This is a genomic window from Orlajensenia leifsoniae (genome assembly GCF_004570845.1).
Taxonomy (GTDB): domain Bacteria; phylum Actinomycetota; class Actinomycetes; order Actinomycetales; family Microbacteriaceae; genus Orlajensenia; species Orlajensenia leifsoniae.
Window position 1 is genome coordinate 188107 of the sequence record NZ_SPQZ01000004.1, and the last position, 20013, is coordinate 208119.

Here is a 20013-nt window from a genome sequence, read left to right on the forward strand (position 1 = left end):
CTACGCTACCGCCGAGCAGTGGTGCGTGCCGGCCGGCGGCGCTTCCGGCAGGGAGGTCGCATCCGCTGCGTCGTGCACGATCTCGCCTGCCACGATCGTGAGGTCGGCGCGCTCCGTGAGGAGGCGGGCGGGGTCGGGCTCGAGGTCGTAGAGGTTCGACGACCACGTGACAAGGTCGGCGCGGGCTCCTACACGCACGACGCCGAGCGAGTCCTCGGCGTGCCACGCCCAGGCGCCCTCGGCCGTGTAGCCGCGGAGGGCGGCATCCAGACCGAGGCGCTCAGCATCCGTCCACGAGGAGCGACCGTCGAGTGCGGCCCGGGTCAGGGCTGAGTAGAGGCCGACCAGCGGATCCATCTCCCCGACCTGCCAGTCGCTCGAGAGAGCAACGTGGGCGCCCGAGTCGATGAGGGAGCGGAAGCGCCAGGCTCGGCTCCAGCGCTGCTCGCCGACGTTGTCCATCCAGGTGCCGCCGACGAGGTCGGGGGAGCAGTGCCGGGGCTGCATCGCGGCGGTCACGCCCAGAGAGGCGAAGCGGGGCAGGTCGTCGGGGTGCAGGCACTCGACGTGCACGATGCCGTGGCGGCGGTCGCGGGTGCCGTTGGTGCGGGCGGCGTGCTCGATGGCGTCGAGGGCGATGCGGATGCCGCCGTCACCCGTCGCGTGGGTGTGGGTCTGGAAGCCCAGGCGGTCGAGCTCGGTGACGATGCGAGTGAGCTCGCCGAGGGGCGCGCTCGGGTGGCCGCGGTGGCCCGGGCGGTTGGCGTAGTCGTCGAGCATCCACGCCGTGTGCGGCTCGATCACGTCGTCGGCGTAGAGCTTGACCGGGCCGAAGCGCAGGCGCTCGTCGATGGGGGCCGAGTCGACGGCCTCGCGCAGATCCGCGCGGAAGGAGGCATCCGCATCCATCGGGTGGAAGAGGGCGGCGATGACACGGCTCGAGAGTTCGCCCTCGTCGCGGGCGCGGAACAGCAGGTCCATCTCGGCGAGCGGCACCTGCGGCTCGACGACGGTGGTGATGCCCGTGGCGCGGGCCATGCGCAGGCTGGTGAGCAGCTTGCGATAGCGGCGCTCGGGCGAGTACATGGGGATGTCGCGCTGCAGGGCGGCGAGGCCCGCGGTGGTCATGGCGCTCGTGTAGAAGTCGGTGACCCAGCCGGTGGGCTCGCCCGTGACCGCGTCGATCTCGGGGTTGCCCCACGCGATGCTGTCGGCGCGACGGATGCCGAGGGCCCGCACCGCCACGTCGTTGAGCCACACGGAGTGCTGGTCGTAGGTGGTGACGAGGACGGGGCGGTCGGCGAGGCCGGCGAGGTCGGCGGCGCACGGGCGGCGGCCCGGCACGACGGAGTAGACGGCGTTCTCGGCGCAGATCCAGTCGAGGTCGGGGCGGGCATCAGCGAGGGTGCGGATGCGGCGTCGCACCTCCTCGAGGGTCTCGGCGCCCTCGAGGGAGACCGCGTCGGCATCGAAGCCGAGCAGCAGGTGGTTGTGGCTGTCGATGATGCCGGGGGTGACCAGGCGCCCCTCGAGGTCGATGGTGCGCCGGGCGAATGGCGCGTCTTCGGCGGGGCCGACGTAGGTGATGCGTCCATCGGTGGTGCCGACGGCCTCGGCGGTGGGTTGGGCGTCGTCGAAGGTGCGGACGACGCCGCCGGTGAGGAGCAGGTCGATCATGCGCGGTGTCCCGTCGAGTGGGTGTCGGTGACGGATGCGGCGGCATCCGTCGTCTCCTCATCTTCGGCATCGAGCAGCACGAGGTGCGTGCCCGAGCGCGGCCGGAGGTATGCGTAGTAGTAGAGGAAGCCGGCGGCGACGATGCCGAGCGAGATGGAGAGGCTGAGCCACTGCGCCTGGTCGAGTACGGCGCTCAGGATGATGCCGGCGATGACCACGATCGCGACGATGGGCGGCAGCGGGAAGAGGGGCATGCGGTACGCGCCCTCCGCGGCCTTGCGCCGGTGGTTCATCAGGGCAGCCAGCGCGATGAAGAGGTAGCTGAAGGCGACGGTGGATCCGGTGGCGGTGAGCAGCACGTCGAGCGGGATGAAACAGGCGAGCAGCGCGATGGCGCCCATGGTGGCGGTGGCGACGACCGGCACGCGCGACCCGGAGGTGACCCGGCTGAGCGGACGGGACAGGGCGCGGGGGAGCGCGTTGTCGCGGGCGGCCGTGTAGAGCAGGCGGCCGGCCTGCAGGGCGATGGCGATGATGGCGTTGATGATGGCCAGCGCGATGGCGATGAGCACGATGAGGCTCACGGTGTCGCCGGCGTTCTCGGCGAGGAACGACTCGACCGGGAGGGCGTCGCCGAACAGCGCGGGCAGGCTGGAGGCGCCGAGCAGGATGGCCGAGAGCGGAACGACCTCGGCCACGACGGTGATGACGCAGCTCAGGATGACGGCCTTGGCGATGGAGCGGGTGGCGTTCTTGGTCTCCTCGGAGAAGTAGACGGCTCCGCCGTATCCGTTGTAGGCGAAGATGCCCTGCGTGACGGCCAGCAGCAGGCCGCCGATGGCGAGCGGGGCCATCGCATTCGTCGACGGATCGAGGAACTCGGGGCTGAGCAGGGCTGCGGGCGAGCGCTCGATGTGGATGAAGCCGAGCACCGCCAGCAGGCCGAGGGCGGCGAACTCGATGAACAGGAAGACGCCGGTGAGCCAGGCGTTGGTGCGGATGTTGAAGCACGCCGTGACTGTGGCCAGCGCCACGACCACGAGAGCTGTGCCGAGCGGTGAGAGGCCGGCGATGGCGACGCCGAGGTAGTCGGCGACGCCCAGGCCGAAGACCGCGAGGATGAGCGGCAGCGAGACCAGGCTGACGAAGAAGGTGGCGACGCCGAAGGCCGGGCCGAGCGCGCGGGTGACGAGCGAGTAGTCGCCGCCCGACACCGGGTAGGCGCTGGCGAGTTCGCCGTAGCAGAAGGCGATCAGGATGCTCACGACGCCGGCGATGATGAACGCCCAGAACACTCCGGTGCCGTAACTGGCGAGGGCGGCGCCGCCGAGGATGAAGACGCTCGACGCGGGCGAGATGGACGAGAGCGTGATGAGCACGTTGCCGCCGACGCCCAGTCTGCGGGCGAGGCGGGGCTGCTCGGCGCGCTCGACTTCGGCGGGCGTGGGGAGGGCGCCGTTCGGCGCTCCGTGCTCGGTGGCTGCTGCGGTGGAGTCCATCGGGTCATCCGTTCTCTGCTCGGGCGTGCTTGCTGCGTGGTGCTCGGGGCGTCGAGTTCTTTGACATCAGCGTCAAGGAATCTGAGGATCGTGTCATTCTTTTGCGCTAGTGTCAAGGAATGGCGCGACCGAAGAAGCAAGAGGCCAGGCGGGCGGACCTCGTGGAGGCAGCGCTCGCCGCAGTCTCCGAACACGGTCTGCGATCGCTCTCGCTGGCGGATGTCGCCACTCAGGCCGGGCTCACGCGCGGAGCGATCCTCTACTACTACGACGACCTCGACGAGCTGCTGCGCGAAGCCCATCGCGCCGGCCTCGAGCGGTTCTGCGACGCACGTGACGCTGTCGTCGCCGGCATCGCGACGCCCCAGGAGCAGCTGGCCGCCGCCATCCGTGAGGGTCTGCCCAGTGGTCCGGATGACGCGCTGATGCGACTGCTCTACGAGTTCGACGTGCTCGCGGGCACCTCCGAGTTGCACGACGAGCTGGTGGAACGGATGTACCTCCGCCAGTTGGCCACGTACGCCGGGGTGATCGAGCGGGGCGTCGAGGCGGGCGTCTTCGTGCCGCCGCTGCCGGTGGAGCAGCTGGCGATGAACCTGGTGGCGCTGGAGGATGCGTACGGGCTGCACATCGTCGCGGGGAACTCGCTGGTGACGGTGGCGTCGGCGGAGGCCGCGATGCGCGCGGTGGCGGACAACCTGGGGTGCCCGACGACGGTGTGACCGGGTGGTCTGAATGCGCTTCGGGCGGTCGCTTCGCTCGGCCCTCAGCGAGCGTGGGGTGGGAATTCTCCGCAGGATCTGACCACTGGATTCGCAGGCTGACACCGGTCGGGGACCGGCGTATCGTCGGAGCATGTGTAGGAACATCCGCTGCCTCCACAACTTCGCGCCGGCGACGACTGACGACGAGGTGCGAGAGGCTGCTCTGCAATTCGTCCGGAAGACCAGCGGGTCGACGCATCCGTCGCGCGCCAATGCTGAGGCATTCGATCGCGCGATAGATGAGATCGCTGCCGCCACTCGGAGGATGCTCGACGAGCTCGTCACGAATGCCCCGCCGAAGACTCGTGAGGCGGAAGCGGTCAAGGGGCGGCAGCGTCATGAGAAGCGCATGGAGCGCGAGGTCAGGATTCGCACCGCGTCTGCGTGACGACCGGCTCGCCCGACGCGTCGGAATGATCGACGGTCGATCACCGATGATGGAGTGCATCGAACGCATAGGCTGTCCCCGTCGATCGCACATCGAGCAGCCGGGCTCGGCGGTTCAGCATCGGGGAACCGAGCAACGACGCTTCCGCGAGACAGGAGACCGGTGGTGAGTGACGTCGAGAGCGGGGAACGCCCCGGGAAACTCGGCATCCGTGAGGTTGCCGTGCTCGCCGGCGTCTCGCACATGACCGTCTCCCGCGTGCTCAACGGACACCCGAACATCCGCCCGGCCACGCGCCAACGGGTGCTGGAGATCATCGAGCAGCTCGACTTCAAGCCGAACAGCGCGGCGCGCGCCCTGTCGACCCAGCGCACCCAGCGCATCGGCGTGATCGTCGACAGTTCGGTCGAGTTCGGACCGACGAGCACGCTGCGCGGGCTCGAGTTCGCTGCGCGTGCGAGCGGGTACTCCATCACGTCGGTCGCGATGCAGGATGACGCGAGCCTCACGCCCGAGAGCGCGGTCGGCCATCTCATCGCCGAGGGCGTGGATGCGCTGTGCATCGTTGCCCCCCGATCGTCATCGGTGTCGGCGCTGCGACGCATCTCGATCGACGTGCCAGTGCTCGTGGTCAAGGCAGCGAAGGACCCGAACTTCCTCACCGTCAGCGTGGACCAACAGCTCGGAACCACACTCGCGGTTGATCACCTCGTCTCTCTCGGACACCGCGACATCCTCCATCTCGCCGGCCCGCTCGACTGGCTCGACGCCCGAGGCCGGGAGCGCGCGTTCCACCTGCGCATCGAGCAGTGGGGGTTGAAGGCCCGGCCGATCGTCGTCGGCGATTGGACCGCCGACTTCGGCTACGACTACGCCGCCGGCCTCACCGGCGTGCCCGAGTACACCGCGATGTTCGTCGCGAACGACGCGATGGCCTTCGGCGTCATGCACGGCTTCCACGACCGGGGCATCAGGGTGCCCGAGGACGTGAGCGTCGTGGGCTTCGACGACCTGCCCCTGTCGCGCCACTTCATCCCCCCACTGACCACCGTGACGCAGGACTTCCATGCGCTCGGAGTCAAGGCGATGGAGGTGCTGCACGCTGCGCTCGAAGGTCGTGAGATTCCGCAGCGATCGAAGATCCCCAGTGAGCTCGCCGTGCGTTCCTCGACCGCTCCGCCGAGGGCGATATGACGACTCCGACGCGGAATCCGGCAACGCGGCCGGTCGTCGAGATGACGGGCATCACCGTCGAGATTGGCGGTACCGTCGTGCTGCACCAGGTCGACCTGCGCCTGTTCCCGGGCGAGGTGCACGCGCTCATGGGCGGCAACGGCGCCGGAAAATCCTCCCTGGTGAAGGCGTTGAGCGGTGCCTACCGAATCGCCGACGGCGTGGTGCGCATCGACGGAGAACCCGTGGTTCTCGGGGGGACTGCGGATGCCGAGGCTGCCGGCGTCGCCGCGGCCTTCCAGGACGTCGATCTGTGCGGCAACCTCTCCATCGCCGAGAACGTGATGATCGGTCACGAGGAGCGGCGTTGGTGGGGGATCTCGTGGTCGGCGACCCGTCGCCGAGCCGCAGTGGTGCTCGAGGAACTCGGGCTCGGCGACCTGGACCCGCTACGGGCAGTGGCGACTCTGTCTCCCGCCCTGCAACAACTCGTGGCCATTGCGCGCGCGATGGTGACGCACCCCAAGGTGCTCGTGCTCGATGAGCCGACGTCGAGCCTCGATGCCGACGAGGTGGCGACGCTGTTCCGGGCGCTGAGGCGCCTCCGCGACCACGGTGTCGCGATCCTGTTCGTCTCGCACTACCTCGAGCAGGTGTATGCGCTCAGCGATCGCATCACCGTGCTGCGGGACGGCTACGGTCAGGGCGAGTACGCCACGCGCGAGCTCGATCGCGCCGTGCTCATCTCGAAGATGATCGGCAAGGAGCTCACTGAACTGCGTCGCATCGGTTCCGATCGACGGGCTCACCGCGTCGAGCCGACGGGCACGCCCGTCTTCCGTGCGGTCGGTGTGGGGCGTCGCGGCGAGTTCGGGGCAACGGACTTCGAGCTGCACCGGGGAGAGGTGGTCGGCCTCGGCGGGCTGCGCGGCTCAGGCCGCACGGAGTTCGGCCAGCTCCTGGCGGGGGTCGTGCGGAACGATTCGGGCACCTTCCAGATCGACGGCCGGCCGGTGGGGCTGCCGAATCCGGCGGCGGCGTTGCGGCACCGCATCGCGTTCGCGAGCGAGGACCGTCGTGATGGCGGCATCATCGAGGAGTTGAGCGTGCGCGAGAACATCGTGCTCGCCCTGCAGGCGATCCGCGGGTGGGCGCGGCCGATCTCGCACGCGGAGCGCGACGCGCTCGTCGAGCGGTTCGTGGAGTCGTTCGGCATCGTCGCCCCGAGCCTCGACGGACCGGCTCGTAAGCTCTCGGGTGGCAATCAGCAGAAGGTGCTCCTCGCCCGCTGGCTCGCCACCCGCCCGCATGTGCTCATTCTCGATGAACCCACCCGCGGCATCGATATCGCCTCGAAGGTCGAGATCCAGGCGCGCGTCGCCGAGATGGCCAAGGACGGCATGGCAGTGGTCTTCATCTCCTCGGAGCTCGAGGAGGTGGTGCGCCTCAGCGACCGCATCGCGATCTTCAAGGATCGCGGCAAGATCGGTGAGGTGAGCAACGGCCCCGGGCTCAGTGTCGACACCATCATCGAGATGATCGCGGCCGACGACGAGGACGACGCGTAAGCCTCGATCCGGGGCCCGTGCGGTCGTGTCCAGACCGTTATGTTTCCGGGAACAGGGTTCTTGTGTTCCCGACTTTGTTCCCGGTAACATCACTGGCGTGGGAGCGCGCCAAGCGTTGCCGCAGTCACTCGTAGTCCGCAGGGCGGACACCGGCGCGATCGCGCCGATCTCAAGGAGGAGATCTCATGGCAGTTCAGAGGCGTTTCACGAAGATCCTCGGCCTGGCGGCCGTTGGAGCGATCAGCATCAGCCTGGCGGCGTGCTCGAGCGGCGGCGGCGAGAGCGACTCGGGCGGCGGGTCGGATGAACTCACCACCGTCGGCTTCGTCGCGGTCGGACCCGAGGGTGCGTGGCGTGAGGCCAACGAGACGAACGTGCAGGACACGTTCACCGAAGACGCCGGCTTCGACCTGAAGTACGCCCCGGCGACGAACCTCGACCAGAAGTCGCAGATCGACGCGTTCACGTCGTTCGTCGACGAGGGTGTCGACGTGATCCTGCTCTCCGCCACCGAGGCATCCGGTTGGGAAGACTCTCTCAAGCGTGCTCAGGAGGCTGAGATCCCGGTGATCCTCCTCGACCGCGGCATCGAGCCGGACGACACCAGCCTCTACGTGACCCGCATCGCGCCGGACAACGTCGAGGTCGCCAAGGAGGTCGGAGCCTGGGCTGTCGAGCAGTTCCCCGATGGTGGCAACTACATCACCCTTGAAGGACCGGCCGGCGTCGGAGTCGTGAACGAGCGCAACGAGGGCTGGAACGAGTCCGTCGAGGGTTCGAAGCTCGTGCAGGTGGCCGCGCAGACCGCGAACTGGTCGGCTGAAGAGGGCAAGAGCGTGACCGAGACCCTCCTGAAGGCGAACAACAACGACGTGCAGATGATCTTCGCTCAGAACGACGAGATGGGCCTCGGCGCCGCACAGGCCGTCGAAGAGGCCGGCCTCAAGCCGGGCGTCGACGTCAAGATCGCCACGATCGACGGCACGAAGGCCGCCATGCAGGCACTCGCCGATGGTCAGCTCAGCTACGTGCACGAGTACAACCCGCTCTTCGGAGAGACCGCACTCGACGTCGTGAACAAGGCGCTCGAGGGCGACTCCGTCGAGTCGTACATCATCGTGCCGAGCGAGGCATTCGACTCGGCCGAGGCCGCCCAGGCAGTGCTCGCCGACCGCAAGTACTGATCGGCTGAAGCCGCCACCGCGCGGCAAGCAGCGCAAACGGTGCGGGGTCTGCTCCCAGGGCGACCCCGCACCGCTCAATTCAACGGTCTTCTCGCACGGCCGTGGTACAGGATGCGAATGCCATGACAGACACACTGCCCATCGTGGAGATGCGCGACATATCCATCGAATTCCCCGGCGTCAAAGCGCTCGACGGAGTCGACTTCCGCCTCTTCCCGGGCGAGATCCACGCACTGATGGGTGAGAACGGCGCGGGCAAGTCCACGTTGATCAAGGCCCTCACCGGGGTGTATCGCATCGACGGCGGCTCGATCGTCGTCGCGGGCCAGGAACGCCAGTTCACCGGTACCCGCGATGCGCAGAGCGCCGGTGTCTCCACGGTGTACCAGGAGATCAACCTGGTCACGAACCTCACGATCGGCGAGAACGTCATGCTCGGCCACGAGGTGCGCGGTGCATTCGGCATCAACTGGCGTGCAACGCACGCCGCTGCCACACGGGCGCTCGCCGGCCTCGGCCTCGACTACCTCGACACGCACATGCCGCTCTCGACGCTGTCGATCGCGATGCAGCAACTCGTGGCCATCAGCCGGGCGATGGCGATCAAGGCGAAGGTGCTCATCCTCGACGAGCCGACCTCGAGCCTCGACGCCGCGGAGGTCGACGGTCTGTTCCGCGTGATGCGTTCGCTTCGTGACCAAGGCGTGGCGATCCTGTTCGTCTCGCACTTCCTCGACCAGATCTACGCCATCAGCGACCGCTTGACGATTCTGCGCAACGGCCGTTGGGAGGGCGAGTATCCGACCCGAGAGCTCGACCGGCACTCCCTCATCTCGAAGATGATCGGCAAAGACCTGCGAGCTCTCTCCTCGCTCGGCGGAAGCCGCCGTGTCGATCAGCGGGATTACGAATCCGATGCACCATTGTTCGCGGCGAAGGGGCTGGCCCGTCGGGGCTCGATCGAGCCCACCGACCTCGACATCCACCGTGGAGAGGTGCTCGGCTTCGCCGGCCTCCTCGGATCGGGGCGAACCGAACTGGCACGCCTGCTCTACGGCGCCGATCGTGCGGACGAAGGCGAGACGACGCTGCACGGGAAGCGTGTCGACATCAAGAACCCCGCCGACGGCCTCGAGAAGCGCATCGCCTTCTCGACCGAGAACCGCCGTGACGAGGGCATCATCGCCGACCTGACCGTACGCGAGAACATGATCCTCGCAATGCAGGCCGAGCGCGGCTGGGCGAAGCCCATCCCGCGCAAGGAGCAGGACGAGCTGGTGGCGAAGTACATCACCGCCCTGAACGTGCGGCCGTCCGACCCGAACCGACTGATCAAGAATCTCTCCGGCGGCAATCAGCAGAAGGTGCTCCTCGGCCGCTGGCTCGCGACGAATCCCGAGCTGCTCATCCTCGATGAGCCGACCCGCGGCATCGACGTGGGCGCGAAGGCCGAGATTCAGGAGGCGGTGGTCGAACTGGCGGAGAACGGCGTCTCGGTCGTCTTCATCTCCTCCGAGCTCGAAGAGGTCGTGCGACTGAGCGAACGCATCGTCGTACTGAAGGACCACCAGAAGATCGGCGAGATCGTCAACGGACCCGAGATCACCGCACAGCACGTGGTCGACGTCATCGCCGCGCACGGTGTGGAGGCGGCCGCCGAGAGTGACATCATCGATGCCGAGGACGAGCACGACCCGGACACATCGACCCCGACACGAACCCCGCAGGCGAGCACGCGTGCGTATGCTGCGACGGAGGAGGAATCATGAGCACCGCTGCTCGAACGACCTGGCTGCGCGAGCTCATCCGGAAGCCGTACTTCTGGGGCGTGGTCGCGATCCTCGCGCTCCTCCTCCTCAACGTCCTCAAGGATCCGAACTACCTCGCCCTGACGGTGAACCCGACCAACGGCAATCTCGTGGGCAACGTCGTCGACATCCTCCGAGCATCCGCGCCGATCCTGATGATCGCGGTCGGCATGTCACTCGTGATCGCCACCGGCGGCATCGACCTCTCGGTCGGCTCGGTCATGGCGGTCTCGGGCGCAGTCGCGATGGTGTTCATGAAGGATGCCGGCCAGTCGGGCTCGCTCGGAGTGGCGCTCGGTGCCATCGGGCTCGCCCTGCTCGTGAGTGCGATCCTCGGCGTGGTCAACGGTGTTCTCGTCGCCTACGTCGGCCTGCAGCCGTTCATCAGCACGCTCATCATGATGCTCGCAGGCCGCGGCATCGCGAAGGTCATCACCGAGGGGCAGAACACGTCGGCGTCGAACGAGTCGTTCCGGTGGATAGCGAACGGCTTCATGTTCGGGCTGCCCGTCGTGTTCCTCATCGCGATCGTCATCGTGATCATCGTGGGTCTGGTCGTGCGTCGCAGCGCGCTCGGCCTCATGATCGAAGCGATCGGCATCAACCCGAAGGCGAGCCGCATGGCGGGCATCAAGCCGAGCGGACTGCTGATGACCGTGTACATCCTCAGCGCCGTGCTCGCGGGCGTCGCCGGCATCATGTCGGTGGGCACAGTGATGACGGTCGACGTGTCACGCACGGGCTACCAGATGGAACTCGACGCGATCCTCGCGGTCGTCATCGGCGGCGCCTCGCTCGCCGGCGGTAAGTTCTCGATAGGCGGTGCCGTCGTCGGCGCCCTGCTCATCGCGACGCTCGACAAGACCATCGTGTTCCTCGGCATCTCGTCGTCGGCCACCCCGGCCTTCAAGGCGATCGTGATCGTGGTGCTCTGTCTGCTCCAGTCTGATCGGGTGCGCGGCTGGTTCGTGCAGCGGCGCAGACCTCCGATAGTGCGACCGGAACCCCTCCCCGCCGAGCCCAAGAAGCAGGAGGTCCCGGCATGACCATCGTGCAGAACCCCCACACCCCGCAGGCCGACGCTCCCGCCACCGAGTCCGGAGCCACGAGACTAATCGCCCGCTCGAAGCGGGTCATCGCCTCCAACCCGTCGGTGCTGCCGACCGGTGCCGCGATCGTCATCTTCGTCGGCATGGTCATCTACGGCGAGATCGCCTACGGGCGCATCCTGCAGTACAACACGGTCTCGAACCTGTTCATCAACAACGCGCACCTGATCATCCTCGCGGTGGCGATGACGTTCGTGATCCTCACCGGCGGTATCGACCTCTCGGTCGGCGCGGTCATCGCGCTGTCGAGCGTCGCCGGCGTCATGCTCGCGAACGCCGGCTGGAATCCCTTGGTCGTGATCGTACTGATGATCCTCATCGGTACGACGATGGGGCTGGTCAGCGGCATCCTGATCCAGTTCTTCAATGTGCAGCCGTTCATCGCGACGCTCGCCATGATGTTCCTCGGTCGTGGCCTGGCGGCCCTACTCAGCACGCAGCCCGAGCGGCTCGGCGATGAGTCGCCGATCCTGTGGCTCGGCGAGCAGTTCAAACTGATCGACGGCCCCAAGGTCAACGACGTCGTCATCACGCCGGGTGTGATCATCGCCGTGATCGTCGTTCTGATCGCGTTCTTCGTGCTGCACCGCACCCGCACGGGCCGCACGGTGTACGCGATCGGCGGATCCGAGAGCTCGTCGGCCCTCATGGGTCTCGCCGTGCCGCGCACCAAGGTGCTCGTGTACGTGATCAGCGGCACTCTCGCGGGCGTCGCCGCCGTCGTCTACACCTCACGTCTCGGCATCGCCCAGAACATCACGGGCATCGGCTGGGAGCTCGATGCCATCGCCGCGACAGTGATCGGTGGAACCCTGCTCACCGGTGGATACGGGTTCGTACTCGGATCCGTGGTCGGCGCGCTGGTGCTCGGCCTGATGAACGTGCTGATCACCCGCGATGGCGGCATTCCGCCGGAGATGACGACGATCATCACCGGAGGCATCCTGCTGATCTTCGTCATCCTGCAGCGTGCGGTGACGTCGAAGTGGCGAACCTAGCCCGAGCCGCGGAGCGCGACCCGGAGCTCGCCTCGGCGACTACTGCGGCTCGTAGCGCAGCGCCATCGCACCCGAGCTGAAGTCCTGTCGGTCGACCAGCTCGAGGTCGACGATCTGCGACAGCCCGGCGAAGAGGGTCGGACCGTGGCCCACCAGGCGCGGATGCACCACGAACTCGTACTCGTCGATCAGGCCCAGATTGGCCAGCGCCAGCGGCAGGGTCACGCCGCCGACGTACAGTCCCTTGCCCGGCTCCTGCTTCAGCCGCGTGACGGCCTCGCCCAGATCGCCGCGCACCAGCTCCGAATTCCAGTCGAGGTCGGTGAGGGTGCTCGAGACGACATACTTCTTCGCCGCGTCGATGGTCTCGGCGAACGGATGCGTCCACTCGGGCATCTCGTCTGACAGCGGCAGGCGCCAGGCCGACGCCATCATCTCGTAGGTCACCCGGCCGAAGATGAGCGCATCGGCCCGGGCGAGGATGTCGGCGGAATGTCGATGGAGCTCCTCATCGACGAGTCCCACGCGGTGGTCGACGCATCCGTCGAGAGTGACGTTGATGGAGTAGCGAAGCGGTCGCATGCGGCAAGGGTACCGAACGGGCGGATGCCCGGGCGAGCCCGACGAGACGGGCCGGCTCGCGGCAATTCGGCCGACGACGCCGGACAAAAGCGCCACTGCCACCGCCACCGAAGGCTGGGAGTCTTGGCGATTCCCACCACGGGCGGCACATGTGATGTACGGTCCGGGTGGGACATCTCGATTGGTCTCTGCGGGCCGTGGGTCTGCGAGGGAGGCACCAATGTTCGGTCCGATCCACCGTCTCGTCATGCGCTCGGCCGTTGCCCTGTGGCTCAACTGGTCGCAGAATTCCTGGCGACTGATGGTCGTCGCCCACGATTCCCCACACGTTCATGCCCCCGGAACGGATCCCGACCGCATCCTCGTCACCGGTGACGGTGCATCGGCCGGCGTCGGCGTGCTCACTCACGACCTCGGTCTTCCGGGGTACCTCGCTCGCAGTGTGACGGGCCTGACGGGCCGGGCGACGGATGCCGACATCGTCGTCACCACCACGATGACGACGTCCGGATGCCTCGAGGCCATTTCGGGCCTCCAACTGTCTCGGTTCGACGTCATCCTGCTCTCACTGGGCGGCAACGAAGCGCTCTCGTTCGCGAACCCGCGACAGTGGGCAGCGGACACGACACGCCTCCTCGACTACCTCGACCAGGCGGCGCCGGCAGCCACCAAGAGGATCGTGCTCTCGATCCCGTACTTCGGCTCCATGACCCGTTTTCCCAAGCTCCTCGCCGGACCCACGGATCGGTACGCCTCGAAGCTCAACGCGATCACGGAGCGAATCGTCGCCGGTCGCCCGAACGTGACCTTCCTCGCCTTCACGCCCGGAGAGGGAAATGAGGCTGACGGTGCCCACTCCTATGCTCAGTGGGCGAGGCACCTCGCGCCCGCCGTCAGCAAGCAGCTCCAGCCGCGCGGGAGCTCGAGCTGCCGCAACGCGCCGGTGGAGGAGGCCTCGCGCCAGCGTGCGCTGGACGAGCTCGGCATCCTGAACATGCAGGCTGACGCCGAGATCGACAGGCTCGCAGCCTCGGCCCGCGATCTGTTCGGCGTGCCCTATGCCGCGGTCACCCTCATCGACAACGGCCGCCAGGCGATGGTCGCGGCGATCGGCATGGACGGACGGGACCTCCCGCGTTCGGAGTCGTTCTGCAACGTCACCATCCGTCGCCCGCAGTCCCTGGCCATCGTGGACGCTCAGCGCGATTCGCGGTACTCGGCTTACGACGTCGTCGAGGGCGAGCCGCGCATCCGTTTCTATGCGGGTTATCCGATCGAGAGTCCGTCTGGGCATCGCATCGGCGCGCTCTGCGTGATGGGCGTTCAGCCCCGGGCATTCTCCGATCACGACTCGGCCCTGCTCCGGCAGATCGCACAGCGGGTTCAGGAGCGACTCTGGGCGCTCAGCGAGGAGAACGCAGGTTCCGACGTTCCGCCTCCCACCGCGCCGGCGGTACCGGTTGCCGGCCACGTCCCCGTGCGCGTACCCAGCACCACCGTCGTCGCTCCGATCTGACGCTCGTCAGACCTCGGGGAGCTGCATCTCCGCGAGGAGGTCAGGATCGATCACCGAGACGATCTGTGCGATTCGGCCATCGACCACGGTGCAGGCCATCACAGCCTGCGGCGCCCCCTTCGTACTCCACGCCATGACGCCGGGCCGATCGTTGACCAGCACCCGACGCACCGTGGACTTCGCGCGCCCGGCGTGCTGGATCTTGCCGGCGACCGCGGTCGCACCCAGCTGCACGACGACGCCACGCGCCGTGTGTCCGCGCCACACCACGTCGGGATCGAGGACGCGCAGCAGGGCGTCGAAGTCTCCCTCGCGGGCGGCGGCCATGAACGCGTCGACCACCTTCCGGTCGCTCCGTCTGTCGGCTGCCGGATGCTCCCCGCGAACCTTGCGCCGCGCCCTGCTCGCGAGCATCTTGGCCGCGTCGGGCGACCTGCCCACGATCTCGGCGACCTCGTCGAAGGAGACGGCGAACAGATCGTGCAGCACGAAAGCGAGGCGCTCCGCCGGGCTCAGGGAGTCGAGCACCACCATCAGCGCCGCGCCGACGGAGTCGGCCAGGATCGCCCGGTCCTCCGGGGTGCCGTCGTCGTCTTCCGTCACGACCCACTCGTTCACCCTGTCGTCGTACGCCGCCTCGGGCCTCGCGTTCCGTGCGCGCAGCATGTCGATGCACACCCGCCCCACCACGGTCGTCAACCAGCCGCCGAGATTCTCGATGCGCTCGCCGTCGTAACGCGCGAGTTTCAGCCAGGCCTCCTGCACGGCATCCTCGGCGTCAGCGCCGGTGCCCAGCATCCGATTCGCCATGGCGATGAGTCGCCCCCGGTGCGCCTCGAATTCCGCCGCCCGTTCTTCGAGCTCGGATGCGCCCCGCTTGTTACCTTCCATGGTCACGTTCCGTCATACCTCCATGACGGGCCGGAGCGCCCGAAGGTAACAGAGGTATCGAAGAGGAGAGATCATGAACATCGCACTGTGGGTCGCTGTCGGCCTGTTGGCCGTCGTCTTCCTGGTGGCGAGCTCGACGAAACTGTTCATCCCGTACGAGAAGCTGGCACAGGCGCCCGGCGCCGGATGGGTCAACGACTTCCATCCCCTCTTCGTGAAGAGCCTCGGAGTGCTCGAGCTCCTCGGTGCGATCGGCCTGATCCTACCCGCGGTCCTCGGCGTCGCACCGATGCTCGTCCCCATCGCCGCCGTCGGACTCGGGCTGATCATGGCGGGTGCCGCGGTGGTGGAGTTCCGTCGTCGCGAGCCGCTGCACGCACTGTTGAACCTGTTCTACCTCGCCCTCTGCGTCTTCGTGGCCTGGGGGCGATTCGGCGTGGAGAGCTTCGCGTGAGCGTGGCCGAACGACGTAAGTCTGTCCTCCGACCCCACCGGCGTGGGAATCTGTGTGCATGGGTGATAAGGACGCGACCAGAACGTCGGGTGTGGGGAGTCCGGCACGCCCAGTGCGTCTGACCCGCCTCCTCTTCAACGCCTACAACACCGAGCACGCCGTCTACGGAATCGTTCTCGTCACGACGCTCGTTGCGGTGGGGTGGCATTTCGACACGGATGGCGAGGTGCTGATCTTCATCGTCGGCACCGTCGGCGTGTTCTGGCTCACCCACGTCTATGCCGCCGTCGTCGCGAGCCGCAACAGCGCCGAGGGGCGCGCGGTGCCCATCGGGCGCGCCATCGGTGCTGCCGCCGGGCACTCGATCGGGATGCTGCTGGCCATGCTGCTGCCATCCGTCGCCCTCGCCACGGCCACCTTCGGGTGGGTCGACGAGTACGTCGCCTATTACATCGCCCTGTGGATCGGCGTTCTCACCCTCGCCGTGATCGGCTGGGTCAACTCGGAGCGCAACCACGGCACGTGGGCGATGCGCCTGCTCAGCACCCTCATCACGACGGCCTTCGGCCTCGCGGTCATCTGGCTGAGTTCGCTGGTGCACTGAGGGCGACGCCCAGACGACCGTGTCTCGTGGTTGCCCCATGTGGCACCAATTCGACACATGGGTGATCTGGCTATTGACAATAGCTTTTTGGGTATAACGCTTGACGTCTCCGCAGCATGCGGTCATGCTGGTCGTATGCAGCCACCGAGAGCCGTCGCAATTGCCTAGGGCGGGACTGAACCGTGATCGGGTGGCCGACGAAGCTGCCGCGATGGCGGACGAGGTGGGTCTGAACCGTCTCACACTCGCCGCTCTTGCAGATCGTCTCGGCATCCGGCAGCCCTCTCTCTACAAGCACATCGATTCGATGGCGGGCCTGCACCGTGACATCGCAGTGAACGCGAAGCGCGACCTCGGCGAGGTGCTCGCTCGAGCGTCGGTGGGTCGGGCTGGCGCTGACGCCATCTCGGCGATGTCTCATGCCTACCGCGACTGGGCGCTGAAGCATCCGGCTCGGTATGAGGCGTCCAACCGGATGCCTGCACCCGGTGATGTCGAAGACGAAGCCGTTTCGCTGGCGGCGATCCAGGTCATCGCCGATGTGCTCACCGCCTACAGTCTCGAGGGCGACGACGCGGTCGATGCCATTCGAACCTTTCGCTCCGCCCTGCACGGGTTCGTCTCCTACGAGATTGCCGGCGCATTCCGGTGGAACGCCGACGTCGATCGGAGCTTCGACCGACTCGTTCGCGGAGTCGTCGTCGCCTTGGACCAATGGGTCGGCACGCCGACGCCGGTGCTTCCACCCGTCTAGTCCCCAAGCCTCAATCGTCACCGAGAACGACAACGTCAACTGGAGGAAAATCATGGAGAACATCGATATCACCACAGCAGGCCTGGACCCGGAGTCGGCGAACGAATTGGTCGCGAAGTGGCTCGCCCTGTGGAACGGAGGCGACGCCATCGCTGATGAGATCATCGCCGATGACAACCGAGTGCACGCGGCGATGTTCGATGGAGGCGATGGCAGCGCCGTCGGCGGTGTCGCGGGAATGAAGAGCTTCGTCGGGCAGATGCGGTACCTCTCGAAGGACCTCACCTTCTCCATCGACGTCGGGCCGATCGTCGACGGTGATCACATCGTGGTGCGTTGGGTGGCGAGCGGGCACTACGAAGGCGGGATGCCCGGCGCTGGAGCCCCCGTCGGCACGGTGGTGACCTTCTACGGCACCGACATCCTGCGGATCGCGGACGGCAAGATCGTGGAGTACTGGCTGAATGCAGACACCCTGTCCCTCATGTCGCAGTTGCAGGTGAGCGCCGGCTGAGGGCGGGTGGGGCCGCGAGTGGTCTCGATACGCCTGCTCGCTGGGCTCGCGGGCTACTCGACCAGCGGTGGTTGAGGCGCTCGCAGGCTACTCGACGAGCGGTAGCGGGCGGTGGGCGGCGCTTGCTCCGAGTGCGCTGGGAACCCTATCGTTCGCGGGAGTCGCGATATATCGTTAGGTATCGTTCACGACTCACGGAGGAGAACATCATGGGCAGTTCATTCCCGACCAGTGGCTTTGCAGCCGGCCTCAACCCGGAGAACATCTGGCAGAAGATGGAGGAGTTCCGCTCGGGCTTCGAGAAGCGCACCGGCTTCCGTGCTGGTCGAGGCGACGTGCGCGCTGCAGTGCTCGCGCTGCTCGCCGAACAGCCGATGCACGGCTACCAGATCATCCGTGAGATCGAGGAGCGCAGTGGCGGCAGCTGGAAGCCCAGCGCCGGATCCGTCTACCCGACGCTCCAGCTCCTGGCCGACGAGGCTCTCATCACCTCGGAGGAGTCCAACGGCCGCAAGACCTACGCTCTGACCGAGGCGGGTCGCGTCGAGGCCGAGAGCGCCAGCGGATCCTCGCCGTGGGGCACCAGCGAGTCGAGCGATGACGCCGGCTTCTCGGCCCTCCCGAAGGTGGGCGTCAAGCTCGCCCGTGTGGCCGCGCAGGTGAACACCGAGGGTTCGAAGGAGCAGATCAAGGAAGCCGTCGCGGTGCTCGAAGACGCACGTCGCCGTCTGCACCTGATCCTCGCCCAGGACTGACGGGGTGCCATCGGCTCTCCAGGGCCGGCAAGTATCGGCGCCGGGCGCGGGCAACACCCGCGCCCGCTACCGTCGCATCCTCCGCTTCGCCGGGTGGAACCTGGCCGTCACGTGGTGGTTCGAGTTGTTCCTCCCGCGTATCGGTCTCGCCAAGGTCGCCGAGCGATCGAGATCGCGACGGATGCAGCGGTTCGCGCAGCGTTTCCACGTTCTCGCCGTCGACCTCGGCGGGCTCATGATCAAGGTCGGCCAATTCATGTCGTCGCGCCTCGACGTGCTGCCCCCCGAGATCACGCGGGAGCTCGAGGGACTGCAGGACGAGGTGCCGCCGGTGCCGTTCGCGCAGATTCGCGCGCTCGCCGAGGCCGAGTTGGGCATGCCCCTCGAGCGGGCGTTCGCGTCGATCGATGAGGTGCCCGTGGCTGCGGCATCCCTCGGCCAAGCGCATCGCGCCCGGCTCGCCCCGCTCGACGCTGAGGACACCGGGCTCGACGCCGTCGTGATGAAGGTACAGCGGCCGGGCATCGAGGCGATCGTCGAGACTGACCTCGCGGCGCTCCGCAAAGTGGGCGGCTGGCTCAGCCGCGTGCGGCTCGTTTCGGACCGCGTCGACGCTCGGGCGCTCGTCGAGGAGTTCGCCGAGACGAGCCTGCAGGAGATCGAGTACCTGCACGAGGCCGCGAGCTCCGAGCGCTTCGCCGCGACCTTCGCCGACGACCCGCGGGTGAGCGTGCCCACCGTCGTGTGGGAGCGCACCACTCGCCGCGTGCTCACCCTCGAAGACGTCACTGCGATCAAGATCACGGATGCCGCCGGCCTGCGCGCGGCCGGCATCGATCCGACGCACGTCGCCCCGGTCTTCGCGGCCGTCATGTTCGACCAGTTGTTCGGCAACGGCTTCTTCCACGCGGATCCGCATCCCGGCAACATCTTCGTCACGCCTCTGGCCGGAAGCCGCGAGCCTGGCGAGCTCGGTGAGTCCGGCGAGCCGGGGCAGCCAGGCGAGCCCGCGTGGAAGCTCACGTTCATCGACTTCGGGATGATGGGGGAGGTTCCCGTCGGCACGCGCAGCGGCCTGCGGAAGCTGCTGATCGCTGCGGCCTCCCGTGACGGCAAGGGTCTCGTTGACGCGATCCAGGACCTGGGCGTGCTGTTGCCCTCTGCAGAGACCACGGAACTCGAACGCGCCATGACGCAGCTCTTCGCCCGCTTCGGCGGGATGGGCTTCGCCGAGCTGCGCGAGGTCGACCCGCGGGAGTTCCGCGACTTCGCCGTGCAGTTCGGTGACGTGGTGCGGTCACTGCCGTTCCAGCTACCCGAGAACTTCCTGCTCATCATCCGGGCGATGTCGCTCACCTCGGGCGTCTGCAGTGCTCTCGATCCGGAGTTCAACCTGTGGGACTCCATCGAGCCGTATGCGCAGCAGCTGATTCGCGACGAGCGTGGCAACGTGGTGCAGGATCTCGCGAAGCAGGCGCTCGAGATCGCCGGCGTGGCCGTGCGTCTGCCGAAGCGCCTGGACGCGCTCGTCGGTCGGTTCGACGACGGCACCGTCGCGGTCACGAGCCCCGCACTCGAGAAGCGGGTGGCAAGGCTGGATCGCACGGCCCGTCGAGTGGTGTCGGCCGTGCTGTTCGGCGGCCTGCTGATCGCCGGCGCTGTGGTGCGTGCGGACGACGTCGTGCTCGGAACCGTGTTGATGGTCGCGTCGGTTGTGCCGCTGCTGCATGCGCTGTTCTCGGGGCGGCGAGTGCGCTGACGCTGGGCTAGCGCGG

General features: G+C 67.4%; 19 protein-coding genes. 15 read left to right on the forward strand and 4 right to left on the reverse strand.

Annotated elements, in window-relative coordinates; translation table 11 throughout:
- Complete coding sequence (locus E4M00_RS11825) at positions 1 to 1677, reverse strand: amidohydrolase (protein ID WP_135120718.1); 1677 nt, start codon at positions 1675 to 1677, stop codon at positions 1 to 3.
- Complete coding sequence (locus tag E4M00_RS11830) at positions 1674 to 3176, reverse strand: APC family permease (RefSeq protein WP_135120719.1); 1503 nt, start codon at positions 3174 to 3176, stop codon at positions 1674 to 1676. The genes E4M00_RS11825 and E4M00_RS11830 overlap by 4 nt, the downstream gene beginning before the upstream one ends.
- A gap of 119 nt (positions 3177 to 3295) precedes the next feature.
- On the opposite strand from E4M00_RS11830, the gene E4M00_RS11835 reads away from it, so the two are divergent.
- From E4M00_RS11835 to E4M00_RS11870, 8 genes are all read left to right on the forward strand, one after another.
- Positions 3296 to 3898, forward strand: a complete 603-nt coding sequence (locus tag E4M00_RS11835; RefSeq protein WP_135120720.1) for a TetR/AcrR family transcriptional regulator — start codon at positions 3296 to 3298, stop codon at positions 3896 to 3898.
- A gap of 133 nt (positions 3899 to 4031) precedes the next feature.
- Positions 4032 to 4328 carry a DUF2277 domain-containing protein gene (locus E4M00_RS11840; RefSeq protein ID WP_135120721.1) on the forward strand — a complete coding sequence of 99 codons (297 nt, stop codon included), beginning with the start codon at positions 4032 to 4034 and terminating at the stop codon, positions 4326 to 4328.
- Between the two features lie 165 nt (positions 4329 to 4493).
- On the forward strand, positions 4494 to 5522 hold the full coding sequence (locus tag E4M00_RS11845; RefSeq protein WP_135120722.1) for a LacI family DNA-binding transcriptional regulator: 1029 nt from the start codon (positions 4494 to 4496) through the stop codon (positions 5520 to 5522).
- Positions 5519 to 7069, forward strand: coding sequence for a sugar ABC transporter ATP-binding protein (locus tag E4M00_RS11850; RefSeq protein WP_135120723.1), 1551 nt, complete (start codon positions 5519 to 5521; stop codon positions 7067 to 7069). The genes E4M00_RS11845 and E4M00_RS11850 overlap by 4 nt, the downstream gene beginning before the upstream one ends.
- Before the next feature lie 185 nt (positions 7070 to 7254).
- Positions 7255 to 8253, forward strand: a complete 999-nt coding sequence (locus E4M00_RS11855) for an ABC transporter substrate-binding protein (RefSeq protein ID WP_135120724.1) — start codon at positions 7255 to 7257, stop codon at positions 8251 to 8253.
- Between the two features lie 122 nt (positions 8254 to 8375).
- On the forward strand, positions 8376 to 10022 hold the full coding sequence (locus tag E4M00_RS11860) for a sugar ABC transporter ATP-binding protein (protein ID WP_135120725.1): 1647 nt from the start codon (positions 8376 to 8378) through the stop codon (positions 10020 to 10022).
- Positions 10019 to 11107, forward strand: a complete 1089-nt coding sequence (locus E4M00_RS11865; RefSeq protein ID WP_135120726.1) for an ABC transporter permease — start codon at positions 10019 to 10021, stop codon at positions 11105 to 11107. The genes E4M00_RS11860 and E4M00_RS11865 overlap by 4 nt, the downstream gene beginning before the upstream one ends.
- On the forward strand, positions 11104 to 12168 hold the full coding sequence (locus E4M00_RS11870) for an ABC transporter permease (protein ID WP_135120727.1): 1065 nt from the start codon (positions 11104 to 11106) through the stop codon (positions 12166 to 12168). Before E4M00_RS11865 ends, E4M00_RS11870 begins: the two co-directional genes overlap by 4 nt.
- A 39-nt stretch (positions 12169 to 12207) precedes the next feature.
- On the opposite strand, the gene E4M00_RS11875 is transcribed toward E4M00_RS11870, so the two are convergent.
- Positions 12208 to 12750: a dihydrofolate reductase family protein gene (locus E4M00_RS11875; RefSeq protein ID WP_135120728.1), complete on the reverse strand. Its 543-nt coding sequence runs from the start codon at positions 12748 to 12750 to the stop codon at positions 12208 to 12210.
- 220 nt (positions 12751 to 12970) lie between these two features.
- On the opposite strand from E4M00_RS11875, the gene E4M00_RS11880 reads away from it, so the two are divergent.
- On the forward strand, positions 12971 to 14266 hold the full coding sequence (locus E4M00_RS11880) for a GAF domain-containing protein (RefSeq protein ID WP_167756882.1): 1296 nt from the start codon (positions 12971 to 12973) through the stop codon (positions 14264 to 14266).
- A 6-nt stretch (positions 14267 to 14272) separates the two neighbouring features.
- On the opposite strand, the gene E4M00_RS11885 is transcribed toward E4M00_RS11880, so the two are convergent.
- Positions 14273 to 15157, reverse strand: a complete 885-nt coding sequence (locus tag E4M00_RS11885; RefSeq protein ID WP_135120730.1) for a sigma-70 family RNA polymerase sigma factor — start codon at positions 15155 to 15157, stop codon at positions 14273 to 14275.
- Positions 15158 to 15230: 73 nt separating this feature from the next.
- On the opposite strand from E4M00_RS11885, the gene E4M00_RS11890 reads away from it, so the two are divergent.
- From E4M00_RS11890 to E4M00_RS11915, 6 genes are all read left to right on the forward strand, one after another.
- Positions 15231 to 15611: a DoxX family protein gene (locus tag E4M00_RS11890; protein ID WP_135120731.1), complete on the forward strand. Its 381-nt coding sequence runs from the start codon at positions 15231 to 15233 to the stop codon at positions 15609 to 15611.
- Between the two features lie 58 nt (positions 15612 to 15669).
- Complete coding sequence (locus E4M00_RS11895; protein ID WP_135120732.1) at positions 15670 to 16215, forward strand: hypothetical protein; 546 nt, start codon at positions 15670 to 15672, stop codon at positions 16213 to 16215.
- A gap of 100 nt (positions 16216 to 16315) precedes the next feature.
- Positions 16316 to 16969, forward strand: coding sequence for a TetR/AcrR family transcriptional regulator (locus tag E4M00_RS11900; protein ID WP_204773002.1), 654 nt, complete (start codon positions 16316 to 16318; stop codon positions 16967 to 16969).
- 52 nt (positions 16970 to 17021) lie between these two features.
- A complete protein-coding gene (locus E4M00_RS11905) occupies positions 17022 to 17483 on the forward strand; it encodes an ester cyclase (RefSeq protein ID WP_135120733.1) in 462 nt (153 codons plus the stop codon).
- A 209-nt stretch (positions 17484 to 17692) separates the two neighbouring features.
- Positions 17693 to 18238: a PadR family transcriptional regulator gene (locus tag E4M00_RS11910; protein WP_135120734.1), complete on the forward strand. Its 546-nt coding sequence runs from the start codon at positions 17693 to 17695 to the stop codon at positions 18236 to 18238.
- 4 nt (positions 18239 to 18242) lie between these two features.
- Entirely contained in the window at positions 18243 to 19997 is a 1755-nt protein-coding gene (locus tag E4M00_RS11915; RefSeq protein WP_135120735.1) for an ABC1 kinase family protein, read from the forward strand.
- Positions 19998 to 20013 lie beyond the last annotated feature (16 nt).